This is a genomic window from Pseudomonas mendocina, from assembly GCA_037482215.1.
Lineage (GTDB): Bacteria > Pseudomonadota > Gammaproteobacteria > Pseudomonadales > Pseudomonadaceae > Aquipseudomonas > Aquipseudomonas mendocina_E.
On record CP148074.1, the window covers coordinates 434,585 to 461,171 of the forward strand.

At 54.2% G+C, this 26,587-nt stretch carries 31 protein-coding genes; 18 read left to right on the forward strand and 13 right to left on the reverse strand.

Annotation, left to right across the window (positions count from 1 at the left end; translation table 11 throughout):
- Position 1: 1 nt before the first annotated feature.
- Positions 2 to 400 (reverse strand): YkgJ family cysteine cluster protein, encoded by a 399-nt coding sequence (locus tag WG219_01775; protein WXL26239.1) that lies wholly within the window; start codon positions 398 to 400, stop codon positions 2 to 4.
- Positions 401 to 660: 260 nt separating this feature from the next.
- On the opposite strand from WG219_01775, the gene WG219_01780 reads away from it, so the two are divergent.
- The 5 genes from WG219_01780 (at position 661) to WG219_01800 (ending at position 5,128) form a co-directional block, all read left to right on the forward strand.
- Entirely contained in the window at positions 661 to 2,562 is a 1,902-nt protein-coding gene (locus WG219_01780) for an autotransporter domain-containing protein (protein WXL26240.1), read from the forward strand.
- Between the two features lie 80 nt (positions 2,563 to 2,642).
- Positions 2,643 to 3,650: a class 1 fructose-bisphosphatase gene (locus tag WG219_01785; GenBank protein WXL26241.1), complete on the forward strand. Its 1,008-nt coding sequence runs from the start codon at positions 2,643 to 2,645 to the stop codon at positions 3,648 to 3,650.
- A gap of 4 nt (positions 3,651 to 3,654) precedes the next feature.
- Entirely contained in the window at positions 3,655 to 4,257 is a 603-nt protein-coding gene (locus WG219_01790) for a DUF924 family protein (GenBank protein ID WXL26242.1), read from the forward strand.
- 68 nt (positions 4,258 to 4,325) lie between these two features.
- Entirely contained in the window at positions 4,326 to 4,580 is a 255-nt protein-coding gene (bamE, locus tag WG219_01795; protein WXL26243.1) for an outer membrane protein assembly factor BamE, read from the forward strand.
- Positions 4,580 to 5,128, forward strand: coding sequence for a lipocalin family protein (locus tag WG219_01800; GenBank protein WXL26244.1), 549 nt, complete (start codon positions 4,580 to 4,582; stop codon positions 5,126 to 5,128). Before bamE ends, WG219_01800 begins: the two co-directional genes overlap by 1 nt.
- A gap of 1 nt (position 5,129) precedes the next feature.
- Here the strand turns inward: WG219_01800 and WG219_01805 are convergent, their stop codons facing one another.
- Positions 5,130 to 5,429: a DUF2141 domain-containing protein gene (locus tag WG219_01805; GenBank protein ID WXL26245.1), complete on the reverse strand. Its 300-nt coding sequence runs from the start codon at positions 5,427 to 5,429 to the stop codon at positions 5,130 to 5,132.
- Between the two features lie 368 nt (positions 5,430 to 5,797).
- Here WG219_01805 and WG219_01810 point away from each other — a divergent pair, with 368 nt between their 5' ends.
- The 10 genes from WG219_01810 to WG219_01855 all read left to right on the forward strand — a co-directional run bounded on the left by WG219_01810 (position 5,798) and on the right by WG219_01855 (position 14,877).
- Entirely contained in the window at positions 5,798 to 6,526 is a 729-nt protein-coding gene (locus tag WG219_01810; protein WXL26246.1) for a dialkylresorcinol condensing enzyme, read from the forward strand.
- 19 nt (positions 6,527 to 6,545) lie between these two features.
- Positions 6,546 to 7,703 carry a beta-ketoacyl-ACP synthase III gene (locus WG219_01815; protein ID WXL26247.1) on the forward strand — a complete coding sequence of 386 codons (1,158 nt, stop codon included), beginning with the start codon at positions 6,546 to 6,548 and terminating at the stop codon, positions 7,701 to 7,703.
- 5 nt (positions 7,704 to 7,708) lie between these two features.
- A complete protein-coding gene (locus WG219_01820; protein ID WXL26248.1) occupies positions 7,709 to 8,116 on the forward strand; it encodes a hypothetical protein in 408 nt (135 codons plus the stop codon).
- Positions 8,113 to 9,111 (forward strand): BtrH N-terminal domain-containing protein, encoded by a 999-nt coding sequence (locus tag WG219_01825; GenBank protein ID WXL26249.1) that lies wholly within the window; start codon positions 8,113 to 8,115, stop codon positions 9,109 to 9,111. Before WG219_01820 ends, WG219_01825 begins: the two co-directional genes overlap by 4 nt.
- A 674-nt stretch (positions 9,112 to 9,785) precedes the next feature.
- Positions 9,786 to 11,282 carry a S8 family serine peptidase gene (locus WG219_01830; GenBank protein WXL26250.1) on the forward strand — a complete coding sequence of 499 codons (1,497 nt, stop codon included), beginning with the start codon at positions 9,786 to 9,788 and terminating at the stop codon, positions 11,280 to 11,282.
- Positions 11,273 to 11,638: a proprotein convertase P-domain-containing protein gene (locus WG219_01835; protein ID WXL26251.1), complete on the forward strand. Its 366-nt coding sequence runs from the start codon at positions 11,273 to 11,275 to the stop codon at positions 11,636 to 11,638. The genes WG219_01830 and WG219_01835 overlap by 10 nt, the downstream gene beginning before the upstream one ends.
- Before the next feature lie 29 nt (positions 11,639 to 11,667).
- On the forward strand, positions 11,668 to 12,129 hold the full coding sequence (locus tag WG219_01840; protein WXL26252.1) for a hypothetical protein: 462 nt from the start codon (positions 11,668 to 11,670) through the stop codon (positions 12,127 to 12,129).
- 387 nt (positions 12,130 to 12,516) lie between these two features.
- Complete coding sequence (locus tag WG219_01845; protein WXL26253.1) at positions 12,517 to 13,845, forward strand: S8 family serine peptidase; 1,329 nt, start codon at positions 12,517 to 12,519, stop codon at positions 13,843 to 13,845.
- Positions 13,839 to 14,378, forward strand: a complete 540-nt coding sequence (locus WG219_01850; protein ID WXL26254.1) for a proprotein convertase P-domain-containing protein — start codon at positions 13,839 to 13,841, stop codon at positions 14,376 to 14,378. The genes WG219_01845 and WG219_01850 overlap by 7 nt, the downstream gene beginning before the upstream one ends.
- A gap of 28 nt (positions 14,379 to 14,406) precedes the next feature.
- Positions 14,407 to 14,877: a hypothetical protein gene (locus tag WG219_01855; protein ID WXL26255.1), complete on the forward strand. Its 471-nt coding sequence runs from the start codon at positions 14,407 to 14,409 to the stop codon at positions 14,875 to 14,877.
- Positions 14,878 to 14,965: 88 nt separating this feature from the next.
- Here the strand turns inward: WG219_01855 and WG219_01860 are convergent, their stop codons facing one another.
- From WG219_01860 to mdlC, 4 genes are all read right to left on the reverse strand, one after another.
- Positions 14,966 to 15,268 (reverse strand): monooxygenase, encoded by a 303-nt coding sequence (locus WG219_01860; GenBank protein WXL26256.1) that lies wholly within the window; start codon positions 15,266 to 15,268, stop codon positions 14,966 to 14,968.
- A gap of 13 nt (positions 15,269 to 15,281) precedes the next feature.
- A complete protein-coding gene (locus WG219_01865) occupies positions 15,282 to 15,680 on the reverse strand; it encodes a RidA family protein (protein WXL26257.1) in 399 nt (132 codons plus the stop codon).
- 73 nt (positions 15,681 to 15,753) lie between these two features.
- Positions 15,754 to 16,533: a cyclase family protein gene (locus tag WG219_01870; GenBank protein ID WXL26258.1), complete on the reverse strand. Its 780-nt coding sequence runs from the start codon at positions 16,531 to 16,533 to the stop codon at positions 15,754 to 15,756.
- A gap of 61 nt (positions 16,534 to 16,594) precedes the next feature.
- On the reverse strand, positions 16,595 to 18,193 hold the full coding sequence (gene mdlC, locus WG219_01875; protein WXL26259.1) for a benzoylformate decarboxylase: 1,599 nt from the start codon (positions 18,191 to 18,193) through the stop codon (positions 16,595 to 16,597).
- A gap of 99 nt (positions 18,194 to 18,292) precedes the next feature.
- On the opposite strand from mdlC, the gene WG219_01880 reads away from it, so the two are divergent.
- Positions 18,293 to 19,183 carry a LysR family transcriptional regulator gene (locus tag WG219_01880; protein ID WXL26260.1) on the forward strand — a complete coding sequence of 297 codons (891 nt, stop codon included), beginning with the start codon at positions 18,293 to 18,295 and terminating at the stop codon, positions 19,181 to 19,183.
- A 142-nt stretch (positions 19,184 to 19,325) separates the two neighbouring features.
- On the forward strand, positions 19,326 to 20,162 hold the full coding sequence (locus WG219_01885) for an alpha/beta hydrolase (protein ID WXL26261.1): 837 nt from the start codon (positions 19,326 to 19,328) through the stop codon (positions 20,160 to 20,162).
- 134 nt (positions 20,163 to 20,296) lie between these two features.
- On the opposite strand, the gene WG219_01890 is transcribed toward WG219_01885, so the two are convergent.
- Entirely contained in the window at positions 20,297 to 21,292 is a 996-nt protein-coding gene (locus WG219_01890; protein WXL26262.1) for an MBL fold metallo-hydrolase, read from the reverse strand.
- Positions 21,293 to 21,502: 210 nt separating this feature from the next.
- On the opposite strand from WG219_01890, the gene WG219_01895 reads away from it, so the two are divergent.
- Complete coding sequence (locus tag WG219_01895) at positions 21,503 to 22,075, forward strand: MarR family transcriptional regulator (protein ID WXL26263.1); 573 nt, start codon at positions 21,503 to 21,505, stop codon at positions 22,073 to 22,075.
- Between the two features lie 117 nt (positions 22,076 to 22,192).
- On the opposite strand, the gene WG219_01900 is transcribed toward WG219_01895, so the two are convergent.
- Genes WG219_01900 through WG219_01925 form a run of 6 tightly spaced genes read right to left on the reverse strand, consistent with a single transcriptional unit; the run spans position 22,193 to position 26,512 of the window.
- Positions 22,193 to 22,687 carry a hypothetical protein gene (locus WG219_01900; protein WXL26264.1) on the reverse strand — a complete coding sequence of 165 codons (495 nt, stop codon included), beginning with the start codon at positions 22,685 to 22,687 and terminating at the stop codon, positions 22,193 to 22,195.
- Positions 22,678 to 23,802, reverse strand: a complete 1,125-nt coding sequence (locus WG219_01905) for a beta-ketoacyl synthase N-terminal-like domain-containing protein (GenBank protein ID WXL26265.1) — start codon at positions 23,800 to 23,802, stop codon at positions 22,678 to 22,680. The genes WG219_01900 and WG219_01905 overlap by 10 nt, the downstream gene beginning before the upstream one ends.
- A complete protein-coding gene (locus WG219_01910) occupies positions 23,799 to 24,065 on the reverse strand; it encodes an acyl carrier protein (GenBank protein ID WXL26266.1) in 267 nt (88 codons plus the stop codon). Before WG219_01910 ends, WG219_01905 begins: the two co-directional genes overlap by 4 nt.
- Positions 24,047 to 25,231, reverse strand: coding sequence for an ABC transporter permease (locus tag WG219_01915; protein ID WXL26267.1), 1,185 nt, complete (start codon positions 25,229 to 25,231; stop codon positions 24,047 to 24,049). The genes WG219_01910 and WG219_01915 overlap by 19 nt, the downstream gene beginning before the upstream one ends.
- Entirely contained in the window at positions 25,228 to 26,112 is an 885-nt protein-coding gene (locus WG219_01920; protein WXL26268.1) for an ABC transporter ATP-binding protein, read from the reverse strand. The genes WG219_01915 and WG219_01920 overlap by 4 nt, the downstream gene beginning before the upstream one ends.
- On the reverse strand, positions 26,105 to 26,512 hold the full coding sequence (locus WG219_01925; GenBank protein WXL26269.1) for a beta-hydroxyacyl-ACP dehydratase: 408 nt from the start codon (positions 26,510 to 26,512) through the stop codon (positions 26,105 to 26,107). The genes WG219_01920 and WG219_01925 overlap by 8 nt, the downstream gene beginning before the upstream one ends.
- Positions 26,513 to 26,587: the final 75 nt, after the last annotated feature.

A 26,587-nucleotide genomic window follows, 5' to 3' on the forward strand; every position in this document is an offset into this window, starting at 1 on the left:
ATCAGCGCTGCTTAGGAATATACGCGCAGTAGCCAGGGCGCGGACCGATGCGTGGGTGGTTGCGGCAGGTATCGGGGCGTTTGTCGTAGATGGTGCACAGGCGCGTTTTGCGATCTAGGTAATAACAGTCGTTGTTGCTCATGCGCACCAACGTGAAGATGCCTGATTTCTGGCTGAAACGCTCAACGATGCCTTCTTTTTGCAGGCGCTTGGCAATGTTTTTCGGCGGCTCACTGCGCTCGAACTCGTCCACCACACCGATACGAATCAGGTCGTTCAGGCGTACTTCAACCGGCAATGTGCAGCAGGTGGAATTGCAGCTATGGCACATGTCGCTGGTGTATTTGGCCCAAGTTTCCAGGCGGTCAATTTCGGCGGCGGCAATCAGGTTGTTTTTCATCAGGCGGGCTATGTGGTTGGGCGGCGGGCGATGATACCGGCAGTGGTGAGTTTGTGAATGGCTATCTGCTGGTCGGCCCATAGTTTAGCGCTGATGGCGCTTCAGCAGTGTTCATTCATACTACAGGGTTGAACTCATTCAGGATATTTTTTGGGCGCTGAGCGGTTATTGCAAAAGTGCTGAACTGGATGCGAAAAGCTTTAATTGTGTCTACATTCATAGGCGGTGAAGTTAATAACAATAAATCCAGAGGTCCTCCTATGAAGCGCAAACTCACGCCTCTCGCGGTCTCGTGTCTGTTGATCTTTGCCCCATCCCAGAGTTTTTCTTCCCCTTATTCATCACTGGTGGTCTTCGGCGATAGCCTGAGCGATGCCGGGCAACTGCCCGATGCGGGTGGGCCGGATGGCGCGACTCGGCGCTGGACCAACCGCGTCGGGCCGACTTTTCAAGCAAACAGTGGTGAGATCATCGGTGCCACCTCGCCCATGATGCTGAGTGAGCAGCTCGGTTTAGGGGCGCTGACACCTTCCACTTCATCGGTCTATCAGGAAAAAGGGTTGCCGGACGGTAATGACTGGGCGGTAGGGGGCTATCGCACCGATCAGATTTACGACTCCATTACCGCGCCGGGTGGATCGGTGGCAGGGAGCCGAACCCGTGATGGTTACTTGGCTGATCTGGCTAACCGTGGCCTGCGCCTAGACCCCAATACGTTGTTCTATGTGAACGGTGGCGGTAACGATTTTTTGCAGGAGACTATTTTTTCTATCGGAGCCAAAGCCTCGGCCGATCAACTGGCTGATGGTGTGTTGGCCCTTCAAAATGCAGGTGCCCGCTACATCATGGTGTCGCTGCTGCCCAACGTCGGTACAACACCTGCAATCAGCGGTTCGCCGCTGGCTGGAGTGGTCAGTGCAGTAGGCGAGCAGTTCAACACTGAGTTGGTAACGCGCCTTGAGGGCATGAGTGCGCAGATCATCCCGCTCAACGTGCCGCAAATGTTCAACGAGGTGTTGGTCAGAGCTGATGCTTTTGGCCTGGATTCGACGCAGAACCTGATCGGCACCTGCTTCGACGGCTGTGACAACATCAACCCGAAATGGGGCATCAACAGCCCGACGCCAGACCCGAGCAAACTGGTCTATAACGACAGCGTGCACCCGACCACGGCTGTGCAGCAGATCCTCGCCGACTATATGTACTCTCTGCTTTCTGCGCCGTGGGAGTTGAGCCTGTTGCCGGAAATGGCTCAGGGCACATTGCGCTCCCATCAGGACCAACTCCGTTCCGAGTTGCTGGCTGACTGGTCCGCCTGGCAGTCAGTGGGGCAATGGCGCACCTTCGTCTCGGCATCCGGTCAGCGAATGGATTTTGACCGCCAGGCGTCCGGTGCCAGTGGTGATTGCAATGGATACAGCCTCAACCTCGGCGCCAGCTACCGCCTTAACGAAGACTGGCGCGTCGGCCTGGCTGCTGGGTTGTACGAGCAGGAGCTGGAAGTGGGCCGCGCCGACTCTAACTACGACATGCGCAGCTACATGGCTACGGCTTTTGCCGAGTTCCAACGCAACCGTTGGTGGGCAGACATGTCTGCCAGTGTTGGCTACTTGGATTACGACGACCTCAAACGCAAGGTCATATTGGGACGCGTGACTGACGGCGAGAAAGGCGATACAGAAGGCCAGCTCTGGGCGTTCAGCGGGCGCTTTGGTTACGACATCGCCCAACCGGGGGAGAACTGGCACCTGAGTCCGTTCATCAGCGCCGACTACGCCAAAGTGGAGGTGGACGGTTACAGCGAGAAAGGTGGTAGCGCCACAGCCCTGCGTATTGATGATCAGGACCGTACCTCTAAGCGACTGGGGCTGGGTTTCCAAGGGCGCTGGCAAGTAGCACGTGCGACTGAGCTGTTCGGTGAGATCGCCCGGGAAAAGGAATTCGAGGATGACCCCAGTAAGGTGCGCATGGCGCTTACCAGCTTGCCAACCCTCGATTACCAGCTGCAGGGTTACGAGCCGGATGATCGCATTGACCGCCTCAGTGTTGGCTTCAGGCAGCAGCTCGCCGCTGACCTTTCGTTGCAAGGTGCCTACAGCTTGCGCAAGGCGGATGACGACAAGCAGCAGGGCATCAGTCTGGCTGTCACGCTGGACTGGTAGTCACCAACGGGCGGCAGTATGAGGCACTGACGCCCTTAAAAGAGTAAACTGCGCAGGATTATCTTACTCTGGAGACCTTCATGTCCCGCGTTACCCTCAGCCGCTACCTGATCGAGGCAACTCGTAGTCACAACACTCCTGCGGACCTGCGCTTCCTGATCGAAGTGGTTGCCCGTGCTTGTAAAGCCATCAGCCATCAGGTTTCCAAAGGCGCACTGGGCGGCGTACTGGGTAGCCTGGACACTGAAAACGTGCAGGGTGAAGTGCAGAAAAAGCTGGACGTGATCTCCAACGAAATCCTTCTCGAAGCCAACGAATGGGCCGGTAACCTGGCTGGTATGGCGTCCGAGGAAATGGATCATCCTTACCAAATTCCGGGGCAATACCCTAAAGGCGCCTACCTGCTGGTATTCGATCCGCTGGACGGTTCCAGCAACATTGATGTGAACGTATCCGTCGGCACCATTTTCTCCGTGCTGCGTTGCCCGGATCGCAATGGCGAAGAGGGTGACCTGGGCGCCGAAGCTTTCCTGCAAAAGGGCACTCAGCAAGTCGCAGCCGGTTATGCCATCTATGGTCCGCAAACCATGTTGGTATTGACCATGGGTGATGGCGTTAAAGGCTTCACCCTGGACCGCGAACTGGGCAGCTTTGTGCTGACCCACGACAACATCAAGGTGCCAGAGGCGACTAAAGAGTTCGCCATCAATATGTCCAACCAGCGTCACTGGGAAGCCCCGGTACAGCGTTATGTGAGCGAGCTGCTGGCGGGCGAAGAAGGCCCACTGGGCAAGAACTACAACATGCGCTGGATCGCCTCTATGGTGGCTGACGTGCACCGCATCCTCACCCGTGGCGGCGTGTTCATGTACCCGCGTGATGCCCGTGAGCCGGACAAGGCAGGCAAACTGCGCCTGATGTACGAAGCCAACCCGATGTCCCTGATCATTGAGCAGGCTGGCGGTGCGGCTACCAACGGTACTCAGCGCATCCTGGATATCCAGCCGGACAACCTGCACCAACGCGTGCCGGTGTTCCTTGGCTCTAAAGAAGAAGTGCTGCGCATCACTGCGTACCACAAGGGCTAATAGCATGACGCAACCTTGGCAGCCGTTATTGGACTGGTGGTTCGGCCCCGGTAAGACGGCTGCCGAGGTGTCCGCCAGCCAACTCCCTTTATGGTTTGGTAAGCGTGATAGTCAGGATGCCGAAGCGCGGGAGCGCTTTGGCCATCTGGTCGAGCAAGCCCTGGCTGGACAGCTACACGAGTGGGACAACACCCCGAGCGGGTGGCTCGCCCACATTATTCTTCTCGATCAACTCCCCCGCATGATTTACCGCGATACGCCGCGCGCGTTTGCCGGTGATCCGCTGTCCCAACCGTTGCTGCGTAAGGGGCTTGAGAGTGGATGGGATCAGCAGCTCAAACCTATCCAGCGCCTGTTCGCCTATTTAGTTTATGAACACGCAGAAAATCTGGTACTTCAGGACCAGGTCGTGGAACTGTTTGAAAAGCTGCTTGCCCAAGTACAACCTGACGAGCACGAGCTGTTTGCCGGGTATTTGGATTTTGCCGAACGGCATCAGCGTATCGTTGCTCGTTTCGGTCGATTTCCACATCGTAATCAGATACTTGGCCGCGCCTCTAGTGCCGAGGAGATCGCCTTCCTGCAAGAGCCAGGCTCAAGTTTTTAGCATTCTTGCAGGCAATATCGACACTCCTATGCCAAGCTGAAACCGTCATCTGCTAATGGAGTTGTCCCATGTCTATGCGTGTTCCTGTGCTGCTTGCCACCTGCTTGTTATTGGCTGCCTGTAATAAGGTCAATCAGGAAAACTATGCACAACTGAAGTCGGGCATGACCAAAGCTGAAGTTGAGCAACTCCTTGGTGACGCCACTGAATGTTCCAGCGCTCTTGGTATTTCCAGCTGCACGTGGGGAACTCAGGAAAGCTTTATTAGCATTCAGTACGCAGGTGACAAGGTCATGATGTTCTCTGGAAAAGGATTGAAATGATGCGTCGACTGATTTTATTGGGCGCTGCAGCTCTACTGGCTGCATGTGCTAACTCGGGTACCGGTGATGTACCTCCGAAAACCGTGGATAAGGTAGACCTGAAGCGTTATCAGGGTGTCTGGTACGAGCAGGCACGTCTGCCGATGTTCTTCCAACGCAATTGCGCACAATCCGAAGCCCTTTATGAATTACAGAGCGACGGCAGCGTGGGCGTTACCAATACCTGCATTACTTACAAGGGCGAGCAGCAACAGGCTAAAGGCCGTGCCGTACTGCAAAGTCCGGATGACAGCAGCAAACTGTGGGTGAGTTTTGGCGACGGCATCCTGTCCAGCCTGAGCAAGGGCCATTACTGGGTGTTGTATTTGGATCACGACTACAAAACTGTGCTGGTCGGTACTCCGGACCGTGACAACCTTTGGCTACTGACCCGCGACAAGACCATGACCGCCGAGCAACGCAGCAAGCTGCTTGATGAGGCGACCCGACGAGACTACGACACCAGCAAGCTGATTTGGCGCAGCAGTGATGCATCGCTTGGGCTGTAAGTCAGCTGCGTTTTTTTGACTGACGCAGGCGGATGCTCACTGGAGTATCCGCGCTGCCATGTTCGAAGCGCGCTTTATCGGGTGAAGGTTTGCCATTGAACAGCGCAGGGTTTCCGGAAAACCCCACGGGCTCTAGTGGCAGGCCGCGTGGACTCTGATCAAGCTTGGCGTTGCCGTTAAGGTCTTGATACACCTGAACGGCATATACACCCGCCGGTATATCGGCAAAACGCAGGGTGCTGTCTTGCCCCGTGGCGGTCTGCAATGGGGTTGTTGGCCACGCTGTTTCATCTGCTGCCACCAACGCTCCGTACAGTGGGGCTTTGGCATTAATCCCCTCTATCGTGACCAGTACGTCACCTGCAACGCTTTGGCTACAGAAAAAATATAGTAAAAGCGTACCTGTAGAGCAGGCCTTGTTTACGGTCTTAAGAATTCTCTGTGGCATAATCCGGGCATTTCGCGTTGAAGTGGCTGGTGATGCGGCACGTTCTAATCGTTCATTTTTCTCAAACGGGACAGCTCGACCGGCTGGCTCAATCGGTCTGCGCGCCATTGCTAAACAGCACTGACATACAGGTCGATTTTTTGCCGTTGCAACCGCAGCAACCTTACCCGTTTCCTTGGCCGTTTCTAGACTTTTTCCGCATTTTCCCGGAAACGGTGTTGATGCGCCCACAGCCATTACTGCCATTGCAGGTGGAACCCAGTAAGCGTTACGACCTGATTATTCTGGCGTATCAGGTTTGGTTTCTCTCGCCTTCGCAGCCGATGACGGCGTTTCTCGCCTCGCCTGAGGCGGCACAACTGCTTAAAGATAGGCCAGTCGTAACCCTGATCGGCTGCCGCAATATGTGGCTGATGGCGCAAGAGAAGGTGAAGGCTCGGCTGACTCAGTTGGGTGCCCGTCTGGTGGATAACATCGCGCTAACAGACGCCTGCGGCACCGCTGCCAGCTTTCTTGCGACGCCGCTGTGGCTCTTTACGGGTCGACAAAAGCCCTACAGCTGGGTACCTCGCGCCGGTATTGATGAGGCGGAAATCGCGGCTGCTGGCCGTTTTGGTGAGGCCATCAAACAGCGGCTGGCGGCTGATGAACTCCCCATTACTGAGCCCATGCTTAGGGGGCTGGGTGCGGTAAAGATTGATGAAAAACTGATCGCCAGCGAGAAGGTGGGCAATCGCAGCTTCCAAGCATGGAGTCGTTTGCTGTCCGCACTGGGGCCGCAGCAGAGTCGTCGTCGAACCGTGGGCTTGGTGATTTACATCGTATTTTTGTTGTGCCTGATCGTCACCGTGGTGCCGGTCACTGCACTGTTAAAGAAATTGCTGGCACCCCTGACCAAAGCGCGGGTGCAGCGCGAGAAAGCCTACTACGCTGGCCCGTCCGGCGAGTGAAGTGGCCTGAGGAATACCTGTGGTACAGCCTGTTTTTATCAACCGAGTCAATGCTTTTCTGCCCCACGATGCGGTCGACAACGATCACATGGAAGAGCGTCTGGGGCGCGTCGGTGACAAGCCCTCACGAGCACGTAAGCTGATCCTGCGCAGTAACGGCATTCGCCAGCGTCATTACGCTATCGACCCTCTGACGGGCGAGCCGAGCATGACCAACGCTCAGCTCAGTGCCGAAGCCATTCGCGGTCTGTTCGATCACGACGGCCAGCTACGCGAACTCGATTGTTTGGTGGCGGGCACCGCGTCGCCGGATCAGGTGATGCCTGGCCACGCCGTGATGGTTCAAGGTGAGTTGGGCAATCCGCCCTGTGAGGTGGTGTCCACCGCCGGTATCTGTCTGTGCGGCATGACTGCACTGAAATACGCCTGGATGAGCGTTGCCAGCGGTGAAAGCCACAACGCCGTGGCGTGTGGTTCAGAGCTGGCCTCTGCGCTGATGCATGCCCGCAACTTCAATGCTGAATACGAAAGCCGTCTGGAAGAGCTGGAAGAGCGCCCCGAAATTGCCTTCGAAAAAGACTTCCTGCGTTGGATGCTTTCAGACGGCGCTGGTGCTGTCCTGCTGCAAAACCAACCTAACGCTAAAGGCTTGAGTCTGCGTGTGGATTGGATCGACATCCTCTCCTTTGCCGATCAAATGCCAGCCTGCATGTATGCGGGGGGCGAGATGGTCGACGGCCGCCTGCAAGGTTGGAGCCGTTACGACGGCGCCGAGCGCAATCGCCTCTCCGTGATGGCGATCAAGCAGGACGTCAAACTGCTTAACGACAACATTGTGAAGTACACCGTCGAAGAGACGCTCAAACGCATCATGCAGCGCCGCGAGCTGAGTGTTGAGGCAATTGACTACCTGCTGCCGCATTATTCCTCGGAGTTCTTCCGTGACCGTTTGGCTGCGGGGCTGGCCAACGTCGGCTTGCCGATTCCGCAGGAGCGCTGGTTCACCAACCTCACCAGCAAGGGCAATACCGGTGCTGCCTCGATATTCATCATGCTGGACGAGCTGTTCAACTCCGGCAAACTGCGTAGTGACCAGCGTCTGCTGTGCTATGTACCAGAAAGCGGGCGCTTCTCCAGCGCCTTTATGCACCTGACCGTGGTCGGGCAAGACGAGTAACCGCTATGAAGCTCGATGAGGTTCCACAGGACTCCACCACCGTTTATGGCGGCCACAGCAAACTGCTCTATGCCGTTGATGAAAGCGGCCACTACCAAGGTGCGCAGAGTGCTGGCTGGGAGCCTGAGGCCTACTCGACACAATTGGCTGTGGCCGAACTGCAAGAGCAGGAGGCTGATGCCCATGCCGCCTGGCTGCGTGGTGAGCTATCGCCACTGAAATTCCTGATGTACCGCTACCGGCTGGATGAACCGGCGTTGGCGATGGTCACCGGCTTGTGGCAATGGCGCATTCGCCGGCATTTTCGCCCGAGCATTTACCGAAAACTCTCGCCAGCGCTGCTGGCACGCTACGCGGAGGCTTTTGGTCTGCCCGTTGAGCAATTGATTTCTTATCAGAAGGGGCAGGCATGAGCAGTTTCCAACACCGGCAGAGTGCCCACTGCGAAAGCGGGGTAATGGCCAGCTTGTTGAGCCACGCGGGCCTGCCCATGAGCGAGCCGATGGCGTTTGGTCTGGCCTCAGGGTTGGCATTCGCATATCTACCCATCGTCAAGCTCAGTGGCATGCCGTTGATTGCCTACCGCATGCCGCCGAAACACCTAATCAAAACCCTGAGCAAACGCCTCGGTGTTCGCCTGCAAACCCGCACCTTCAGTAACCCGGAGCAGGGCAAGCGTGCACTGGATGAGGCACTGGACAGCGGCAAGTTGGTCGGTCTGCAAAGTTCGGTGTTCTGGCTTCCATACTTTCCGCCAGAAATGCGCTTCCATTTTAATGCGCACAACTTGCTGGCCTACGGCCGTGATGGAGACGACTACCTGATCAGCGATCCGGTATTGGAAGAGCCCGTGCGTTGCCCCGGTAAAGACCTGCAAAAAGCGCGCTTTGCCAAAGGCGCACTCGCTGCAAAAGGCCTCATGTACAGCCTTGAGCAGGTGCCGCTGGAGCACGACTGGAACAGGCTGATCCGCAAAAGCGTGCTCTCCACCACCCGTATCCTTGATGGCATGCCGCTGCCGTGGATCGGTATCCGCGGCATTCAGCACCTGGCTGGGCAAGTGGCCAAGCTTGACCCTGCCAATACCAAATACAACCGCCTGTACCTCACCCATATCGTTCGCATGCAGGAAGAGATCGGCACCGGCGGCGCAGGCTTCCGCTTTATGTACGCCAGCTTCTTGCAAGAGGCCGGGGAACTGTTGGGTGAGCCAACACTGAACGAAGCCTCAGCCAAACTCACCGCCATCGGTGATAACTGGCGTCAATTCGCCTCTGCTTGTGTGCGTGCCAGCCGCAGTAAAGGCGAAGCCCCGGACTTTGCTCCCATTGCTGGCAGCCTGCGCAGTATTGCCTTGCAAGAGCGTGAGTTGATGAATGAGTTAGCCGCTTGGAGCAAGCGTAAATAATTTGATTTAAGGAGAGCGGGCACTCATATATTCGTCAGTGCCTCATTATCCGACAATCTTCAATTATTGCCTCTTGTATTCAGTTGTTTAAGTTCAGCTATTCAGTTTGCGCATATAAGTTGCAGCTGCTTTTTAAAATAAATTAGCCGCGCTGGATATTTGTTGAGGCTTAATTGTCAAGCGAATAATGGCTGTACTCCGCTGTAGCGCCGGGCTATAGCGATTTCGTAAGAATGATTTCAAATAGCTATTACGACTAAAGTTTTATGGCGATAACGCTATGGCAAAACTATAAAAAATTCCTGTTGATATTTAGTAATTGCCAATTGGCTGGCGAATTTAAATCTAGTACTAAATATCTGTTTTTATAAAGGTGTGGTGTGATCATGTAAGGATTTATTGCCAGATGCTTTATTGATTTAGTTATTTTCTTGGGGCGAACGTGTTCGTGCCAAATTAGTTCCTATAGAGATTGATGGATAGTGTGGCTTCTGGTTGAAGCTATGCAGGGATTACTTTGCACTTTTATTAACTATTAATTGTTTAATAAATAGGTAGGTGCGGCTTAAAAATATTCATATTTACGGGTATTTGACTGGTATCAGGGATTCGTCTGTCGTCACCCGTCTTGCGGAATGCTACACCCCATTATGCCTAACAGATGGAGACTGGATATGAGGCTAAATACACTTGCACTGGCTATTACAGCCGCACTGACGACTGGGGTTGGTGCACTGGCCCAGGCCGACGAAAGCTGTAAGCTCCTTTCCGTAGCTGACCAGGTGGATATATCTCGCGGGTCACCTGAGCGATGCCTGCCAGGGGTTAATCCCTTGCAGAACCAACAATGGCATCTTTTGAATAATGGACAAGATGCATTTAGTGCCAGTGTCGGCGTATCCGGAATTGATTTGAACCTTTGGTGGGCTCATCGCTTAGGTGTCTTGGGACAAGGTATTAATGTTGCTGTAGTTGATGATGGCATAGAAATTCTCCATCCGGATTTGGCTGAAAATATAAGGCCGGGATCCAAAAATTTTTTGAATGATTCGAATGACCCAACTCCAGCGCTGAGTGCAAAAGGTGACAGTCATGGTACGTCTATAGCTGGAATTATTGCGGCAGTTGATAACGAAATTGGGGTGAAAGGAATAGCGCCAAAGGTGAAGCTACAGGGATTTAATTATTTAAAATCCCAAAACGCAAAGAACTTTCTTTATTCCATGGGGGGGAGTGATGCGTCGAAAGACAATCGTGTGTTTAATCAGAGCTTCGCTTTAACTCCGATCAATAACACTAATGGAATTGATCTTGCTAATGATCTGTCAGAGATCTTGTTTGAGAGAAAAACATTAAGTGCCGACAGTAGCGCTGTCTACGTTAAGTCAGCTGGTAATGGTTTTTTAAGATTTCCTTATGAAGACTATACCTATAGTCGAAGTAGTCAGTACGCTCAGCCTCAGCTGCCATTTGCGAATAGTATTGCGGAGCACAGTAGAAATAACTTCTGGAATATGATCATCAGTGCGGTTAATGCTAATGGAACGCGATCATCATACTCTAGTGTCGGTAGTAATATTTTTTTATCAGCCCCGGGTGGTGAGAATGGCACTGAGAAACCGGCTATCGTAACCACGGATCTGACTGGCTGTGATATGGGTTCCAACCGTGCTGAATTTGCCAGCAGTAATCGTTTACATCACGGTGCAGCGCAGGATCCCAATTGCAATTACAGAGGGACTATGAACGGCACGTCCGCGGCTGCACCGAACGCCTCTGCTTCCGCCGCTTTGTTGCTATCAGCCTTTCCAGAACTTAAAGCTGGTGATGTGCGTGATGTGCTAGCGCGATCGGCTACACGCATAGACCCTGATCACCCGAGCGCTGTAATCAATGTGGGGCAGCGACAGGTCGTCATTTTCGAGGGATGGGAGAAGAATGCCGCCGGGCTCTGGTTTAGCCCGACTTATGGGTTTGGCCTGATCGACGTTAACGCTGCGCTCAAACTCGCTGCCAATCACAAACCTTTACCGCCTTTGGTCAAGCTGCCTTGGCAAAAGGTGACGTTAAATGACACGGCTCAAGCTGCAATTCCTGACGTTGGCAACCAACCTCATCAAGTGCTGTTGTCAAAGAATCGCTCAAGGTTGAAGGTGTACAGGTGTTGTTGAACCTGGACCATGAGCGGGTTACTGATTTACTTATCGAGTTGGTTTCTCCTTCAGGCACACGCAGTGTGCTGCTTAATCCATTCAATGGTTTTGTCGGTCAGTCCATCGCTAGGGAGTTGGGTGGCACACCGCAAAGTGGCATGCGTAATCTCAGAGTGTTGTCCAATAAGTTTTATGGTGAAGAAAGCGCCGGTCAGTGGAAACTACTGATTACGGATGTTACCAGTGCTACCCGCCAATTTATTAGGGAGGAAATTAAGGACGGGAAATTGCTTTCTACTCGCGTTTTTACTGAAGTCAACAATACCAAAGACGGTAAGTTGATCGACTGGTCTTTGCGAGTTTTTGGGCACTAAATTCTGAATCGCATAGGGGAGTTATATTCATGAAACGCTATTTTATGATTTGTGGCTTTATGGCGCTAATGACCGCTTTTTCCGTAACAGCTGTTGGCGAAGAAATCATCAAGTTAAATGGCTCAACATATCGAGGTGTAGAAGTTAACGGCGAGCGCTATTACTTGAAAGAATCAGGCTCGCGTGCTCGCGCCAAACGCAGTACTACAGACTCTCCTGCCTCACCGAGCCTATTTATAGGTGACACGCTGCGTCGTGATATAGCGGAGCCAGACCTTAAGATAAATGGCGGTGTTTTTGTAAGGGTTAATGAACAGGAAGCTCAGGCTCTTGCACAGCAGCATGGGCTTATAGTTATAAACAGTATTGGTGGTATTACACTGTTCGAAGTTGGGAAAACAACTGATATAGGTCAGTTAGCGGGGGTATTACAGCGTGAAGGCTATGAGGTGCAGATTGAGATGCAAGCTCCCTTATTGGTTCCTCAATGAAGTCAGAAGACTCAAATGGCAAAATGAAATTTGCATGAGGATTAATTAGTAATAGTGCCATTAAGTGCTTTTGGTGCGATGTTGTCTTGCTGTGGTAATACCTTGTTGTAATGAGGTAATGAGTGGCCTAATGGCGTATGTACTGGATTGATTTGAATCGCATAATCTGTAGTGTCTCAAAGTTAAGCTATTCCAGTATTTTACTTGGCGCAGTAATGGGTTTTTGTGTTGAGTTGCGGTCACTTTGATGTTTTTCCTAGTTTAAATGGTAGTAGGAGGTTTTATCTAATCATTGGTGGGAACTCAATTGGCGGTAAGGATTTCGCTTGGACTTCCCACGTGTTTCTTAGCAGATGGCGACTAACGCCTAACAGATGGAGACTGGACATGAGGCTGAAAACACTCTCATTGGCAATTGCAGCTGCATTATCAACTGTCGATCTATCGCTTGCATACGCTGATGAAAATTGTGCGAATCTTGAGGTAAGTGCTAAGGTTGATATTTCTAGTACCTCACCAGACCGTTGTTTACCTGGTAAGAATAGTTTCCAGGATCAACAATGGAATCTTTTGAATAACGGTCAGGATGCTTTTTCGTTACGAGGAGGTACACCTGGTGCTGATCTGAATCTATGGTGGGCTCATAGAATTGGGGTATCGGGGCTTGGCGTCAATGTCGCCGTTGTTGATGATGGTATCGACATTGCACATCCGGACTTATCTGCGAATATTCGGCCAGGGTCTAAAAATTTCTTAAATGACTCTAATGATCCGAGTCCTCTCTATCCTGAACATGCACATGGTACCTCTGTTGCTGGCATTATCGGCGCTGTAGACAATGAGATTGGTATAAAGGGTGTTGCGCCGAAGGTTAAGTTGCAGGGTTTTAATGTACTTGCGAAAGGTTTGAATCAAACATTAGATGATTATATATATTCATTGGGCGGTAGCCCTGCGTCTCAAGACAATAGGCTATTCAACCAGAGTTATGGGGTAAGTGCAGCAGCGGCTGAGAATAGCGAGGGTCTCGACCTCAAAAGGCTTGAGGCAATATATGAAAGCAAAACGTTACAAAATAAAAATGGGGCTACCTACGTAAAAGCGGCCGGAAACGGGTTCGGATTTTTACCTTTAGGGGAGCAGGCTTTAATTCCTATAAATTCACAACCACAGATTCCTTTTCTGAATAGCAATATTGAGCCTAATAATACTAACTTCTGGAACCTGGTGGTAAGTGCAATTAATGCCGATGGCGTACGCGCCTCATACTCTAGTGTAGGTAGCAATATATTCGTAGCAGCGCCAGGTGGGGAGGATGGTGTGAACTCTCCTGCGCACGTCACCACGGACCTCAGAGGGTGTAATATGGGTTACAGTATGGATGGTCCTAACATTGCAAGAGTAGGTAATCGTTTACATCATAATCCTACGCTTGACCCTAACTGTGACTACAACGGTGTTATGAATGGTACATCTTCGGCCACACCTAACACTACTGGGTCGCTAGCTCTACTGATTTCTGCATATTCTGATCTTTCGCCTCGAGATTTGCGCGACATTCTTGCTCGCACATCCACGCGTATAGATCCCGACCACGCACCGGCGGTGTTAAATTACCCAAGTACTGCGGGAACAAAGCAGGTGACTGTGCTTGAGGGGTGGGAAAAAATGCTGCAGGTTTTTGGTTTAGTCCAACGTACGGTTTCGGCTTGGTAGACGTAAATAAGGCATTACAACTAGCGGCTACTCACAAACCTATGCCTCCATTGATCCAAACTCCTTGGTTGACTGTGAAGCCTAACGATGCTGCTCAGGCTGCTATTCCTGATGTTGGTAGTCAAGCTACTTCTTCAAGTGCTAACGTCAATGAGTCTATAACTGTTGAAGCTGTGCAAGTACGGCTTAATCTGGATCACGAGCGCCTACCTGATTTACTAATCGAGTTGGTGTCACCCTCTGGTACCCGCAGCGTTCTACTCAATCCATATAACAGCATTGTTGAGCAATCAACCTATGTAAATCCTATCACGGCTAAGGGATTTAGAAACTTTAGGCTATTGTCCAATAAATTCTATGGTGAGAAAAGTAATGGCGAATGGAAGCTTTTGATTACAGATGTGAGTAATCAAAAACAAGAGATACGTCATGTAAATAGGGTCTTTAATTTTGATATTGCCAGATTTGAACTTAAGAATAACACCAAGGATGGTCAGCTGATCGACTGGTCGATAAAAGTTTTTGGTCACTAGCCTATAGGCGTTTAAAGGAGATAGATTTATGAAACGTTACTTGATGACCTGCGGCTTGATGACTTTATTGGCCTCCGTCTCTTTCTCAGTAATGGGAGAGGAGCCTCCCGCAAATGTTACAATTAACGGTGTAACATATAAAACTGTTGAGGTTAATGGTCAGCGCTATTACATGAAAGACTCTGGTAATTCAACGCGGAATAAACGCAGTGCGGATAATTCTTCTGTCGAACCTGGGCTTTTTAAAGGTGATGTTTTACTTCGAAACTCAATTGAGCCTGAGCATAAGATAAGTGGAGGGATTCTGATTGAAGTGAGTGAGCCTGAGGCTCAGGAATTAGCGCAACGATATGGTCTTGAGTTAGGCCGACAAGTAGGGGGCATTGCTTTGCTTAAGGCATCTGCCTCCACCGACTTAAATCAGTTGGCAGCTCGATTGCGGCAGGAAGGATATCAGGTCCAAATTGAAGTTTCTGCACCTCTAAATCGCCCCAATTAAAGCACTAGCTTTAGAGGTGGCTGTGTCTTTGTCGAATTGCTTAAAGCCGCTTCATGGCGGCTTTAAGCAATAGGAGTTGACCAGAGTTTTATAACGGGGCTTGGTCAATCCGTGACAGCCCCTCATTGATCTCAAAAATGATGCTCCGGGCCTCATGCACACCAAAGCTGCTTAGGCGCTTGCTGTGCATATGCAGATAGGCTTCAGCGCTGGCTTGGTCACTGAACAAATAGATCCCACCAGCAACTCCTTCCTTTTGATTCTCCGTCCACAGCTTCCAGATCAAGCCCGGCTCAGCTGCGATGGACTCTGCCAGCTCTTTAAAGGCCGTGCTCATATCGGCCCCCCATGGGCCTTGGTGGGGAAAGTCGATTTGTAATAAATAAGCCATTGTGGATCTCCTGTTAGACGCAAGCAGTAGCTTCTATTTCGATAAGAAAATCACTTGCGGCGAGGGATGTAATGCCGATCAGGGTGTTCGGGGCGGGCTCGTTTTGGCCGTAAAACGCGTTAAGTTCGGTGAACAGATGCTCAAGGTTCTCCGGGCTGGTATCGACCATAAAGGTGCGCAGCCTGACGATGTTGGCGGCTGTAGCATTTTGCGTGGCCAGCAGCTCATTGATGTTCTTCAGCACCTGGCCGATCTGGGCCTTCATATCACCCTTGCCGACCAGGTTCTGGTCTTTGTCCCAGGCGACCTGACCCGCTATGTGCAGGAGATTGCCCGAGCTGCTCAGGGCTGCATGGGAAAACCCGAATTCGTGTGTTGAGTGCATGGATGCTGGGTTGATGATGGTTCTCATGGTGACGTCCTCTTGTCATCGTTCAATCACTGCTTGAGCGGGTAGATAAACCGCCTTGCGTGGTGATCTAGGCTCAGAAAACAGCTAACACCCGCAACGGGCTGCCTGAGCCTTCTTCGATTTTCAACGGTGCGGCGATGATCAACACATCTCGTGGCGGTAGCCTGTCCAGATTGTTAAGGCACTGCAGGCCAAAGCGCCCTGAGCCCATCATCAGGTTGTGACAGGGGAAGGGCAGCGGCCAGTCGATGGACAGGCCCGCGTCGATGTTGATCGTCTCAACGCCAAAACCGCGCACGTTGCGTTGCTCAATCATCCACTGTACGCAGTCTTGATCTGGCCCCGGTGTATTGGGTTTGCCATCGACCAGGTTGGTGAAGCGTTCAGGGTTGTTGATGTGCTGCGACCAGCCGCTGCGAAACAGCACCCAGGCGTGCTCCGGGATACGTCCGTGGGCTTTCTCCCACATCAAAAGAAAGTCGATGGTCAGCAGCCAGTTGTCGTTCTGGCTGACTTCTTCGCTGGCGTCTATCACCACGGCTTCGCTGATGAAGTTGCGCACATCAATGGTATCGACCGTGCCATTTGGCCTGTCTTTACCGCTGACCCAGTGGGCGGGAGCGTCGAAGTGCGTGCCGGTGTGTTCACCGCAGGAGAAGTTGTTCCAGTACCAGGCCGGTCCCTTCTCGTCGTAATGGGAGATGGTTTCCTTTTTGAAGGCCCATGTCTGGCCAAACTGCGGCGGCAGGTTGAGGATCGGAAACTGACTGTTGAGCTGATGGCTTAAATCGACTATCTGAAGCTGGGTTGATTTGAAGCTGTTGATGATGGACTGAATTGTGGAATTGGACATATTCACTCCCTGAACGGCGCCAGGGTTTACACCCGGCGCCTCACGGTTTGGCTGCTGCCGTTTATTGGCTCTGCAAATCCTGCAGAGCGCCCCAGGTTTCAACCTCAATCAATGCAGGTTTTCCTGTTCTGCGTGCGCTGGCGATGGCTTGCTCCAGCTCGTTTGGCGTGCCCGCGCTGAAGGCTTGAACTCCGTAGCCTTCGGCGAGTTTGCTGAAGTTGATATCCGGTACATCAAAGGCCGGAATATCGCCGACTTCCAGTACTGAGGCGAACCAGCGCAGTGCGCCGTAAGTGCCGTTTTTCATGACGATAAAAATCACCGGCACGCTGTACTGCGCGGCTGTCCACAGCGCCTGAATGCTGTAGTTGGAGGAGCCGTCACCGATTACCACAAACACCTGGCGGTCCGGTCGGGCCATCTGGATGCCGACCCCGGCGGGCATGGCAAAACCCAGCCCGCCCGCTGCTGCGTAGTAATAGCTGCCCTGTCCGGCAAAGGTCAGGCGCTCCCACATTGCGGCTGTGGTGGAGGTGGATTCGTTGACGAAGATTGAGTTCTCCGGTGCAGCCCAGTTAAGGGTGTCGAACACCGTTTCCGGGCGCATCGGTGACGTCAGGCCCATTTGCAGGGGCGAGTTTCTGAAATCCGGCAGCGCTGTAGTTTTCTCTTCCACAGCGGTCACTAACTGCTGCAGCGCGGGTTTTATATCCGCCACCCAGGCATCCCCGGCAGGCGCGCGGGAGGCTTCGTTAATGTCGCAGGTGATGTGGATCAGCTTGGCATTCGCCGGCAGGTACTCGCCGGCCTCGTATTGGTGATAGCGGAATACCGGGGCGCCTATCACCAGAATCAGATCGTGCGCCTGCAACTGTTCGGAGATGGAGTTGATCCCGGATGTCAGCAGCCCTTTGAAGCTGCGGTGACGGTTCGGGAACGGGCAGCGCGGTGTGGACGGTGCGGCCCAGACCGGGCACTTGAGCTTTTCCGCCAGCTGTACGGCAAGGTCGTTGGCGTCGTCTGCATCCACATCCGAGCCCAGAACCATCACGGGATTTTGCGCGCTGCTGATGGCCGTTGCGATGCTGTCCAGGGAGTCCGTATCCAGCGCGCGGCGGCTGGTCACTTTGCGGCTGATCAGCGATTGGCTCTGCTGCTCGGCCTCTTGCGCCCAGTCGTTATAGGGAATGGACACATACACCGGGCCTTTCGCTTCAGACATCGCTGTGTGGATCGCACGGCTGATGGAATAGGGCACCTCCTGAGCCGTGGATGGCTCGTAGCTCCACTTCACCAACGGGCGCGGCAGCAGTGTGGCGTCGATATTGGTCAGGTACGGCTCAACCGACACCATCGCCCGGTGCTGTTGTCCTGCAGTCACAATCAGCGGCGAGTGTGAGTTCCAGGCATTGGCCAGGGCGCCCATGGCGTTACCGGTTCCAGCGGCAGAGTGCAGGTTAACCAATGCAGGCTTGCCGGAGGCCTGCGAATAACCATCGGCTATGCCCAGCACGGTGGCCTCCTGCAGGCCGAGTACATAGGTGAAGTCTTCGGGAAAGTTCTTCAGAAACGGCAACTCGTTAGAGCCGGGGTTGCCGAAAATAATGTTCATGCCGTTGCTACGAAGAATGTCGTAGGTCGTTTGCTGAACAGTGTTCATCGCGTATCTCCTTCGCTCTGAAGTCGAAGGCCAGTCTATGATCTGCTATTTTCATAGATCAAATAGATAGATTACGAATTAAATATAAACAGGTTTTATATGGATCTGAATCTGATCAAAGTGTTCGTGGCAATCTACGAACAAGGCAGTGTTTCCGGCGCAGCTGACGTGCTGTTCGTTACCCAGCCTTCGGTGAGCTATGCCTTGAAGAAGATGCGCGAAGAGCTGAACGATGATCTGTTCATCCGCCATAACAACCGCATGGCCCCCACACGCCAGGCCACTGAGATTTATCGCACCTTCAGCCAAGTGGTGAACGACGTAGAAGCGCTGGTGGCCTCGCGAAAATCCTTCGACTACCGCACCTCGCAGCACAAGTTTGTCGTCGCGATGTCCGACCTTGGCGAACGCTACTACCTGCCGCGCATCTTTCGCGAGTTGAGCAAGCACGCGCCGGGTGTAGAGATTGAAGTGATGCCGCTGAAAATCGCCGAGCTACAGGAGTGGCTGGATAAAGGCGTGATTGATGCCGCCATCTGCAACCGCACCTACGCCGTGCAGGATGTGCACTGCGACCTGCTGCTGAAGGACCGCTATGTTTGCCTGGTTGCGGAGTCGCACCCACGTGTTGGCGAGGCAATCACTCTGGAGCAGTTTCGCCGCGAGAAACACGTCGTCGCCTCATCCCAAGCAGGCCATGTGTTTTACCAAGACTGGATTAAACGCACCGGGCAGAAACTACCCACCGCGCTGACCGTCTCCGACCTCGCTATCGTCGCCTCGCTGGTTGAATCATCTGAATGCATCAGCGTCGTGCCGCAGACCTACAGCACCCTCGGCAGCCAACTTTACGCCATTAAAGACGTGCCGTTACCGGTAGATTTTTCCCCAATTGAAGTTTGCCTCTACAGCCAGAAAACCCTCAGGAACGCCCGCGAGAAATTATGGTTTTTGCAGATGCTCAGGGAGATTTGTATGGGGGACAGGTGAGCCCCTCAGATGAGTGATGAGGGGCAGCGCTAACTCACTTACAGAGTGGATATCAAATACCGACTAGCTGGATAGTCAGCGCTGAACATGTCGGGGTAAAGATGGGTAACGACCCTTCTGTATTTGCCCCACGAGCATGCGTATGAAAATAGATGACTGGGATGTTGCCTATAACAATAGTCTCGCCGTTAAGAATGCTGCCGCCCTGCTCGCAGGGTGGTCGGTGCAGGGAGCTGCTTATCAGGCTGATAGGAGGACACACGCCGAGCAGGATTTGAGCTACGGGCCCGGTCCGCGAGAGCTATTGGATATCTACCTGCCGGAGGGGGATGCTCATGGGACACTTGTTTTCGTTCATGGCGGCTACTGGCAAAGCAGCGACAAAAACGAACATGCGCAGTTTGCGGAGGGGGCACGGGCTCGCGGCTGGCGTGTAGTGGTTGTGGATTACCCGTTATGTCCGCAGGTCAGCATCAGGCAGATCACTGAGTCGGTTTGTCGGGCCATTGAGTATGTCGGCCAGCGTTACGCCGATGGCCCCTTGGTGCTGGCAGGCCACTCAGCCGGCGGGCACTTGGTGACATACGCTGTTAGCCAGAATAGCGGCCTGTCTAAACAATCCCGGTCACGTATTCAGCGGGTTATCTCGATAAGCGGTCTGCATGATCTGCGGCCTATTGTCCGTGCGGGAAAACTCAATGCGGCATTGGGCTTAGATAACGCCGAAGCCAGTCAGTTAAGCCCTGCTTTAAGCACTCCAGGCCATGCGTTTGAACTCATTTGTGTATGCGGAACTGATGAACTTTCCGAGCTGAGACGGCAAAACGCGCTCCTTGCCAGCATCTGGCTCGGATTGGGCATCAGTACCGACTGCCTTGAGGTTGCAGGTCGAAATCACTTCTCTGTGATGGAAGCGCTTAAAACACCCTTCAGTCACCTTTCACGGTTGGCGACGCTATCTGAAGAAATGATTGATTAACTGGGTAAAGTGTCCGGGATCGTTGTATTACGAGTCTGACTACGGGCTTGAATATGATTCTGGCTGGTTGGGTAAGAGCGGATCTTACCCACATCAGTTGCTCACATTTACAGGCCTGGTAAGTCCTTGTTGCTCTATTTCTGCATGTCTTTTAAAAGATCAGGCAGCTTTAATTCCTTGCCGGACTGTTCCGCGTAGAAAACGCTGATCTGATAGGGAATGAACACGCTATTGTCCCAGTCTGGATGCAGAGCCTTCAGTTTGGGGGTGAGCTCTTTCAGAGCTTGATCCTGAGTTTTTCCCTCGTGTACAGCGGCAGCAACCAGATCACGGGCATCAATAAGATAATCACGCACTTCTTTGATTAGGCTGGCATCGCTGAGGTCGCCGTGGCCTGGTACGGAAATGCTCGGTTTGTGCGCCAAGACATCATTCAGCACCTTGATCCATTTTTCTCCGTGCGCATCCGCGTCAGGCATGATCGGGTAAAAGCGGTTTTCAACCAGATCCCCCAGGAACACCGCCCCGTCTACGAAAATGACCTGATCACCTTGTGTGTGCGCTGGCATCTCAATCAACTCTGCCTGCTTGCCACCTAAATCAATGGTCATGGTGTTGTCATAGATGACAGTGGGGCGTGCGATAACAGTATCTTTCAGCGCCTCCTTCTCCACTGAACCAAAGTTCCGGAACATGGCCAGATAGGCTTCGGACTTTTCATCGATTTCTTTGGCTTGTTTGCGGTTGGCGACGTATACCGCGTTTTTGAAGGCCGATACACCGAAGGCATGCTCAGGATGGAAATGTGTCGTGGTCACATAGATTTTGCGGCCATTGGCAACTTTTTGGGCGTAGGTGTAGACCTTGCCCCCATTTGCGCTACCCATGCCCGTGTCGATGACCAGAATGGCATCCGAGCCTTCAATGATCCCTATGTTAGGAACGTAATTGGTGCGCTTACTGTCAGGGATGATGGTGATTCCTTCGGAGACTTTCTTTGCTCCGGACACATCAACAACAGGCGGGTTATGGGGCAGGTTGAATGCACTGGCTTCGGTTTGAGCCGACGCGCTTGCTGAAACTAAAAATAAGTTTGCTATTAGTATTGCGGCTGAAGTTTTAATTTTCATCGTGAGCCTCCGTTGCTTGATGAATACGCGACCTGCGTAAGTTGATCCTAGATGTGTTTAGGCAAGGGGCAATCGGACGTGGGACATATGTTTATAAACAATGAGATGCATCACATTGCGATTGTTGATGGCCTCTTGCTAATAACAGGGCCTAGACACACAGCAGATGCTTGCGAAATATTATCTTGAAGTCAAGATATCGGGGCGAATTTGGAACGCAATAAAGACTCAGTGGACAGGATTCTCGACCAATGGAAGCGTGAGCGCCCCGATCTGGACGCCGATCTCATGGGGCCGATCGGTCGTTTGCAGCGCTGTGCGGCACTTCTGCATAACAAGCTCGAAAACACCTTCCAGAATTTCGGCATCACCATGTCTGAGTTCGATGTACTGGCGGCACTCAGACGGGGCGGCGCACCTTATTGCCTCAGCCCGACCGCGATTTTCTCAACCCTGATGATCACCTCAGGCACCATGACCTACCGCCTGCAACGCTTGGAAAAAGCCGGGCTGGTGACTCGCCAGCCCGACCCGCAAGACGCGCGCAGCATGCTCGCCCAACTCACAGAGGCAGGCCTTGAACTCATAGATCGGGCAATAGAAGCCCATGTGGAAAATGAACGGGAAATCCTGAAGCTGCTCAAGCCCCAAGACGTGGAGTTGCTGAACAACCAGCTAGCAGAACTGCTGGGCGCGTTGGAACGGGAAGAACCTGCCGAGCAACCGGGAGCTGAATCCGGTAAGCGCAAAGGTGGAGCTGGGGCGAAGCCAATAAAGAAATGACTGCTGCTGGCCCAACAACGTAGGGCGGATTAGCGGAGCGTAATCCGCCGCTTACCGAGAATGGCCCGGGTTGCCCGCGCCCTGTTCACTAGCGCATAGCAAGCCCGCTAAAATGAGTCAGGAAAGTTTATGTCCGATCAAGTCCGCCCGAACCCCAAGCTCTCCCCCATCCTCACACACCACCAATAACGCCTGCTCAATCACGCCATCATCCAAATCCAGCTTGGCTAGTGCCTTCAGCTGTTCCCACACATTCTCCCCAGCACCAATAAACAGGTTCGGGCCTTCAAGGCCGAGTTGTTGGGCGATGTGGAAGCCTGCGGCGTTGCTCACGCTGTTGACGAACTCAAACGGCTTGGGCTGTTTGTGTTGCACGCAGACGCTGTTGAGCAGGGCGCCCATGGTGCTGCGGTCGGGGTGGGCGGCGGCGAGATAGAGCCCGCAGCGGCCGGTGATGTGGCTTTTCAGCGGGGCAGCGGCGAGCAGGCATTGCAGGATCAGGCGGTCGATGCGCCGTGGCGGTTGTTCCAGCCATTGTGAAAGCTGGGCTTTGAGTTGCTTGTCGGTGTCGGCGGCGTTGCCGCGTACTTCGTTACGGGCAATCACGCGCATGGTGGTTCACCTTGTTCACAGCCTTGCAGCACCAAGCTGGCGTTGTTGCCGCCAAAACCGAAGAAGTTGGCCAGCAGCAGGCTGTTGGCGGGCAGCCTCAGGGCTTGGGGGGGCAGTGGCAGCATGGCGTCGGCTGCGTAATCCACCGCGGGTAGCGAGCCGGTTTGCAGGGTGCGCAGCAGCAGTAAGGTTTCGCTCAGGCCGCAGGCGCCGAGGGTGTGGCCGAGCCAGGGTTTGAGCAGACTCAGGTGCGGCATCTGTTGTGGGTACATCAGGCGCATGCCGTTGCTTTCGGCTTCGTCGTTGGCGCTGGTGGCGGTGCCGTGGAGTTTCACCAGGTTGATCTGTTCGGCGCTGCATCCGGCACGAGTCAGGGCTTGTTGCATGACCCAGTGAATATGGCTGCCGTCTTCGCGGGTGGTGGTCAGGCTGCTGGTGTCGCAGGCGCTGAAGCCGCCGAGCAGGCGTGCCAGCGGTTGATCACCTGGCTCGTGGCTGAGCAGGGTGCAGGCGTAGGCTTCGCCGAGAATCAGGCCGTCGCGCTCCGGGTGAAACGGTCGGTACTGGCCGCTGGCGCTGCTCAGCATCAGGGCGCCGAAGCCTTGTTGGGCGATGGCGCTGGGAGTTTCAAAACTTAGCACCACAGCGCGCTGATACAGCCCTGCGGCGAGCATGCGGGCGCCGTAGAGCAGGCCGTTGGCGCCGCTGGTGCAGGCGGTGTTGAGGGTGAAGGCGTCGGCAAAGCCCCAACGCTTGCGCAGCTGGGCGGAGAGCAAATCCAGCGGCGTGGAGTCTTCCGGCTTAAAGCCACCGTTACTGCGAGTCAGTTCTTCCAGATCGCTGATGTCGAGGCTGGTGCTGGCGACGATCAGCAGGCAGTCGTTCAGCTCGCCCGCTTCGGCACCGAGCGTCTGTTCGAGCACGCGGTTAAGCCGCGTCATCAGCGAATCCCGCTGGCCTTGCGCAGGCAGGTAGCGACGCGGCTCGTTCAGCTCATGCAGCAGAAAGCTTTCGCCCGCAGGCATTTGCCCGGTGTGCAGGGCGTTGGCGGCGCTGTCCAGATCGGCACCCAGGGCGCAGTCCAGCGTGGCCCGTTGCAGGTAGATCGGGATCACTGGTGCTGCCTGATAAAGCTGGCGATGCTGCTGATGGTGCTGAGAATGCGGCGGCCTTCTTTCGCGCCTTCAATGCGTACGCCGTACTGCTGTTGCAAAGCCAGGGAGACTTGCAGGGCGTCGAGGCTGTCCATCTGCACGCGGCTTTTGCCACCGAACAGCACTTCATCGTTGGTGATGTCCTGCCAGTCGATGTCATCTTCTTTGTCGCACTCGCGAATGATGAGTTGCTTGAGTTGTTCTTCTAGTAATGAGTGGTCCATTGCGTGTGCCGTATTCTTCTTGTGAACAAAAACAGCCCGCCTACGCCCAGCAGCACTGCAACGATCAGCAGGCGGGCGCAGTAAGGGGCGATGTCGGCCAGTGTGCCCTGGCCTACTAATAAGGTGAGAAAGGCGTCCAACGCCCAGCTCATGGGTGACAGTTCGGCGATTTGCGCCATGGCGACGGGCATTACACTCTTCGGCACCATGATGCCGCCCAATGCCGCCAGCAGGATATTGATACCGCCGCCAAGCAACAAGGCCTGTTCGGCGCTGCGGGCCAGTGCCGCCAGCAGCAGGCCGAGGCTACAGGTGGCGAACGTCAGGCTGATGGCCAGAACGATATAGCCCGCTGCGCTGCCCGGCAGGCTCAGGGCGGGCAGGCCCAAAAGCGGCAGGCCATACACGCCGAGGGCCAGCAGGGCGCTGAATTGCACCAGGTTGATCAGCACATAGGGCAACAGCTTGCTCAGCACCAGTGTGCCGAGGCTCAGGCCCATACAGCGCAGGCGCAGCAGGGCGCCGCTTTGTTGTTCGCGTTGGAAGCCACCGGCCATGGGTAGGACGATAAAAAACATGCCGAAGATCAACCATGCCGGGACGCTAAGTTGGGTGGCGTTGGCGCGGCCGCTTAAGTCGCCGCTGGCGAGCAGTTCGTGTTCGCTGATCTGGCTTTGCGTGCGCTGCTGGATCAGTTGAAGGCGCTCGGCTTGGCTGAGGTCTTCATCAATCTCGCCGCTGTCTTGCAGATAGGCGAGCAGGCGCGTTTGCGCCAGGGCTATCGACACGGCGCTGTGCAGGCGCTGGCGGGAGAGTTTGTCGAACTGCGGCGGGAAGCTCAGGGCCGGGCCTTGGTGAGGCGAGTCGAGCAGGTGCTGATCAAAATCCGCAGGCAGGCTGACGCGGGCCAATCGTTCGTCGCTGCTGCTGAGCAGGTCGCTGTCCGGCAATTGTGCTTGCAGGGCGGCACTGAAGAACTGGCTGCTGGTGTCGCTCGGTGCTTCGACAATTAGCCGCAGCGCCGGTGGTTTTTCCTGCATGTAGTTGGACATGGCACCGGCCATCAGCAGCAGGAACAGTGCAGGCATGATAAACAGCACCGCCAGCGCGTGCGGATCGCGCAGGAGCAGGAGCAGTTCTTTGCGCATCAGCGCCCGGAGTCTCACAGTCGGCCTCCGTTCAGGCGCAGGTAAAGCTGTTCAAGGGACGGGCGACCGTAGCGCAGCAGGCTTGGTTGCTCACTTTGCGCGGCGATAAACTGGTTAATCTCCAGCAGCTGCTGCGGGCTGATGGCGTTAATGCGCAGGCCGTTGTGCAGGGTTTCTGCCTTGAGTTGCAGGCGATCCAGCAGGGAGGGCAGACCTTCGGGAACGCGATCAGGCCATTCCAGCAGCAGGCCATGGTCGTCGCCGAGCAGTTGGCGTTTATCCACATCCAGCCGCACCTGACCTTCGTGCAGCAGCAGGATGCGCTGGGCGACACGCTCAACTTCTTCCAGATAATGGCTGGTGTAAATCACCGCCTTTCCGTCTTGGGTGAGCTGTTCGACGGCATTGAGTAACTGCTGACGATTACTGGCATCCACACCGACGGTGGCCTCATCGAACAGGTACAGATCAGCCGGTTGTAGCAGGCCGATGGCGAAGTTGAGGCGACGTTGCTCGCCGCCGGAAAGCTGTTCGCTGCGGGCGTTGAGCTTGTCGCTCAGGGTGCAGATGTCGATGCAGCGCTCCAGCGCTTGCTGGCGCTGGGGGCCGCGCAGTTGATAAAGATCGGCAAACAGCGCGAGGTTTTCTTTTACCTTCAGCCCGGCATAGAAGGCCAATTGCTGCGGGATCAGGCCCAGGCGTGGCTGATCCTGCCAGTGCAGTTCGCCTTGTTGCACCGCCAGCACGCCGCTGATCAGCGACAGCAGGGTGGTTTTACCCGCACCGTTGCTGCCCAGCAGGCCAATGCATTCCCCTGCCTCTACGTGCAGGTCAATTCCGTGCAGTGCCGCGCGGCTGGCACCGGGGTAATGGTGAGTCAGTTGGCGTAGCTCAAGCATGGACCAGCACCAGAAGCAGTTTGCCGTCCAGCAACAGTTGGCCGTGGTGGTGAACGCTAAAGGCGTAGAGCGCACCGGCTGGGCTCAGGGCCTCTTGCTCGGCAGCCAGTTCCAGCGCACCGTCACGCTGCTCGGGCTCGTGGTGTACCTGCAACTGAGAAAGCTTGCCGACCAGTGCCATTTCAATAGCACTGCTGTCACCGTATAGGGCACCATGTGCGGCGCACAACTGGGCGGCAGCCTCAAACAGCAGGCAGGGCGAAGCATCTGCGCCTAAGGCATGCAGATAATGCCAAGCGCTGAGCCCCTGAATATGCGTGCTGTCGTGCGCCAATAGGCAATCCAGCCACAGAGCTGGGCCTTGGTGGGGCAGCAAGTTGTGCAGTTGTGAACGATCCATTGGCTGGGCCGAAATAAATGGTACGGCAGTGTAACAGAGGGGCTCTACAGCGCGCAGCGCCGGGGCTGGTTGGGG

Bases quoted from the DNA above. Each gene is read 5' to 3' on its own strand.
- WG219_01775 (WXL26239.1), bottom strand. From the start codon at position 400: ATGAAAAACAACCTGATTGCCGCCGCCGAAATTGACCGCCTGGAAACT.
- WG219_01780 (WXL26240.1), top strand. From the start codon at position 661: ATGAAGCGCAAACTCACGCCTCTCGCGGTCTCGTGTCTGTTGATCTTT.
- WG219_01785 (WXL26241.1), top strand. From the start codon at position 2,643: ATGTCCCGCGTTACCCTCAGCCGCTACCTGATCGAGGCAACTCGTAGT.
- WG219_01790 (WXL26242.1), top strand. From the start codon at position 3,655: ATGACGCAACCTTGGCAGCCGTTATTGGACTGGTGGTTCGGCCCCGGT.
- bamE (WXL26243.1), top strand. From the start codon at position 4,326: ATGTCTATGCGTGTTCCTGTGCTGCTTGCCACCTGCTTGTTATTGGCT.
- WG219_01800 (WXL26244.1), top strand. From the start codon at position 4,580: ATGCGTCGACTGATTTTATTGGGCGCTGCAGCTCTACTGGCTGCATGT.
- WG219_01810 (WXL26246.1), top strand. From the start codon at position 5,798: ATGCGCCCACAGCCATTACTGCCATTGCAGGTGGAACCCAGTAAGCGT.
- WG219_01820 (WXL26248.1), top strand. From the start codon at position 7,709: ATGAAGCTCGATGAGGTTCCACAGGACTCCACCACCGTTTATGGCGGC.
- WG219_01825 (WXL26249.1), top strand. From the start codon at position 8,113: ATGAGCAGTTTCCAACACCGGCAGAGTGCCCACTGCGAAAGCGGGGTA.
- WG219_01830 (WXL26250.1), top strand. From the start codon at position 9,786: ATGAGGCTAAATACACTTGCACTGGCTATTACAGCCGCACTGACGACT.
- WG219_01840 (WXL26252.1), top strand. From the start codon at position 11,668: ATGAAACGCTATTTTATGATTTGTGGCTTTATGGCGCTAATGACCGCT.
- WG219_01845 (WXL26253.1), top strand. From the start codon at position 12,517: ATGAGGCTGAAAACACTCTCATTGGCAATTGCAGCTGCATTATCAACT.
- WG219_01855 (WXL26255.1), top strand. From the start codon at position 14,407: ATGAAACGTTACTTGATGACCTGCGGCTTGATGACTTTATTGGCCTCC.
- WG219_01860 (WXL26256.1), bottom strand. From the start codon at position 15,268: ATGGCTTATTTATTACAAATCGACTTTCCCCACCAAGGCCCATGGGGG.
- WG219_01865 (WXL26257.1), bottom strand. From the start codon at position 15,680: ATGAGAACCATCATCAACCCAGCATCCATGCACTCAACACACGAATTC.
- WG219_01870 (WXL26258.1), bottom strand. From the start codon at position 16,533: ATGTCCAATTCCACAATTCAGTCCATCATCAACAGCTTCAAATCAACC.
- mdlC (WXL26259.1), bottom strand. From the start codon at position 18,193: ATGAACACTGTTCAGCAAACGACCTACGACATTCTTCGTAGCAACGGC.
- WG219_01880 (WXL26260.1), top strand. From the start codon at position 18,293: ATGGATCTGAATCTGATCAAAGTGTTCGTGGCAATCTACGAACAAGGC.
- WG219_01885 (WXL26261.1), top strand. From the start codon at position 19,326: ATGAAAATAGATGACTGGGATGTTGCCTATAACAATAGTCTCGCCGTT.
- WG219_01890 (WXL26262.1), bottom strand. From the start codon at position 21,292: ATGAAAATTAAAACTTCAGCCGCAATACTAATAGCAAACTTATTTTTA.
- WG219_01900 (WXL26264.1), bottom strand. From the start codon at position 22,687: ATGCGCGTGATTGCCCGTAACGAAGTACGCGGCAACGCCGCCGACACC.
- WG219_01910 (WXL26266.1), bottom strand. From the start codon at position 24,065: ATGGACCACTCATTACTAGAAGAACAACTCAAGCAACTCATCATTCGC.
- WG219_01920 (WXL26268.1), bottom strand. From the start codon at position 26,112: ATGCTTGAGCTACGCCAACTGACTCACCATTACCCCGGTGCCAGCCGC.
- WG219_01925 (WXL26269.1), bottom strand. From the start codon at position 26,512: ATGGATCGTTCACAACTGCACAACTTGCTGCCCCACCAAGGCCCAGCT.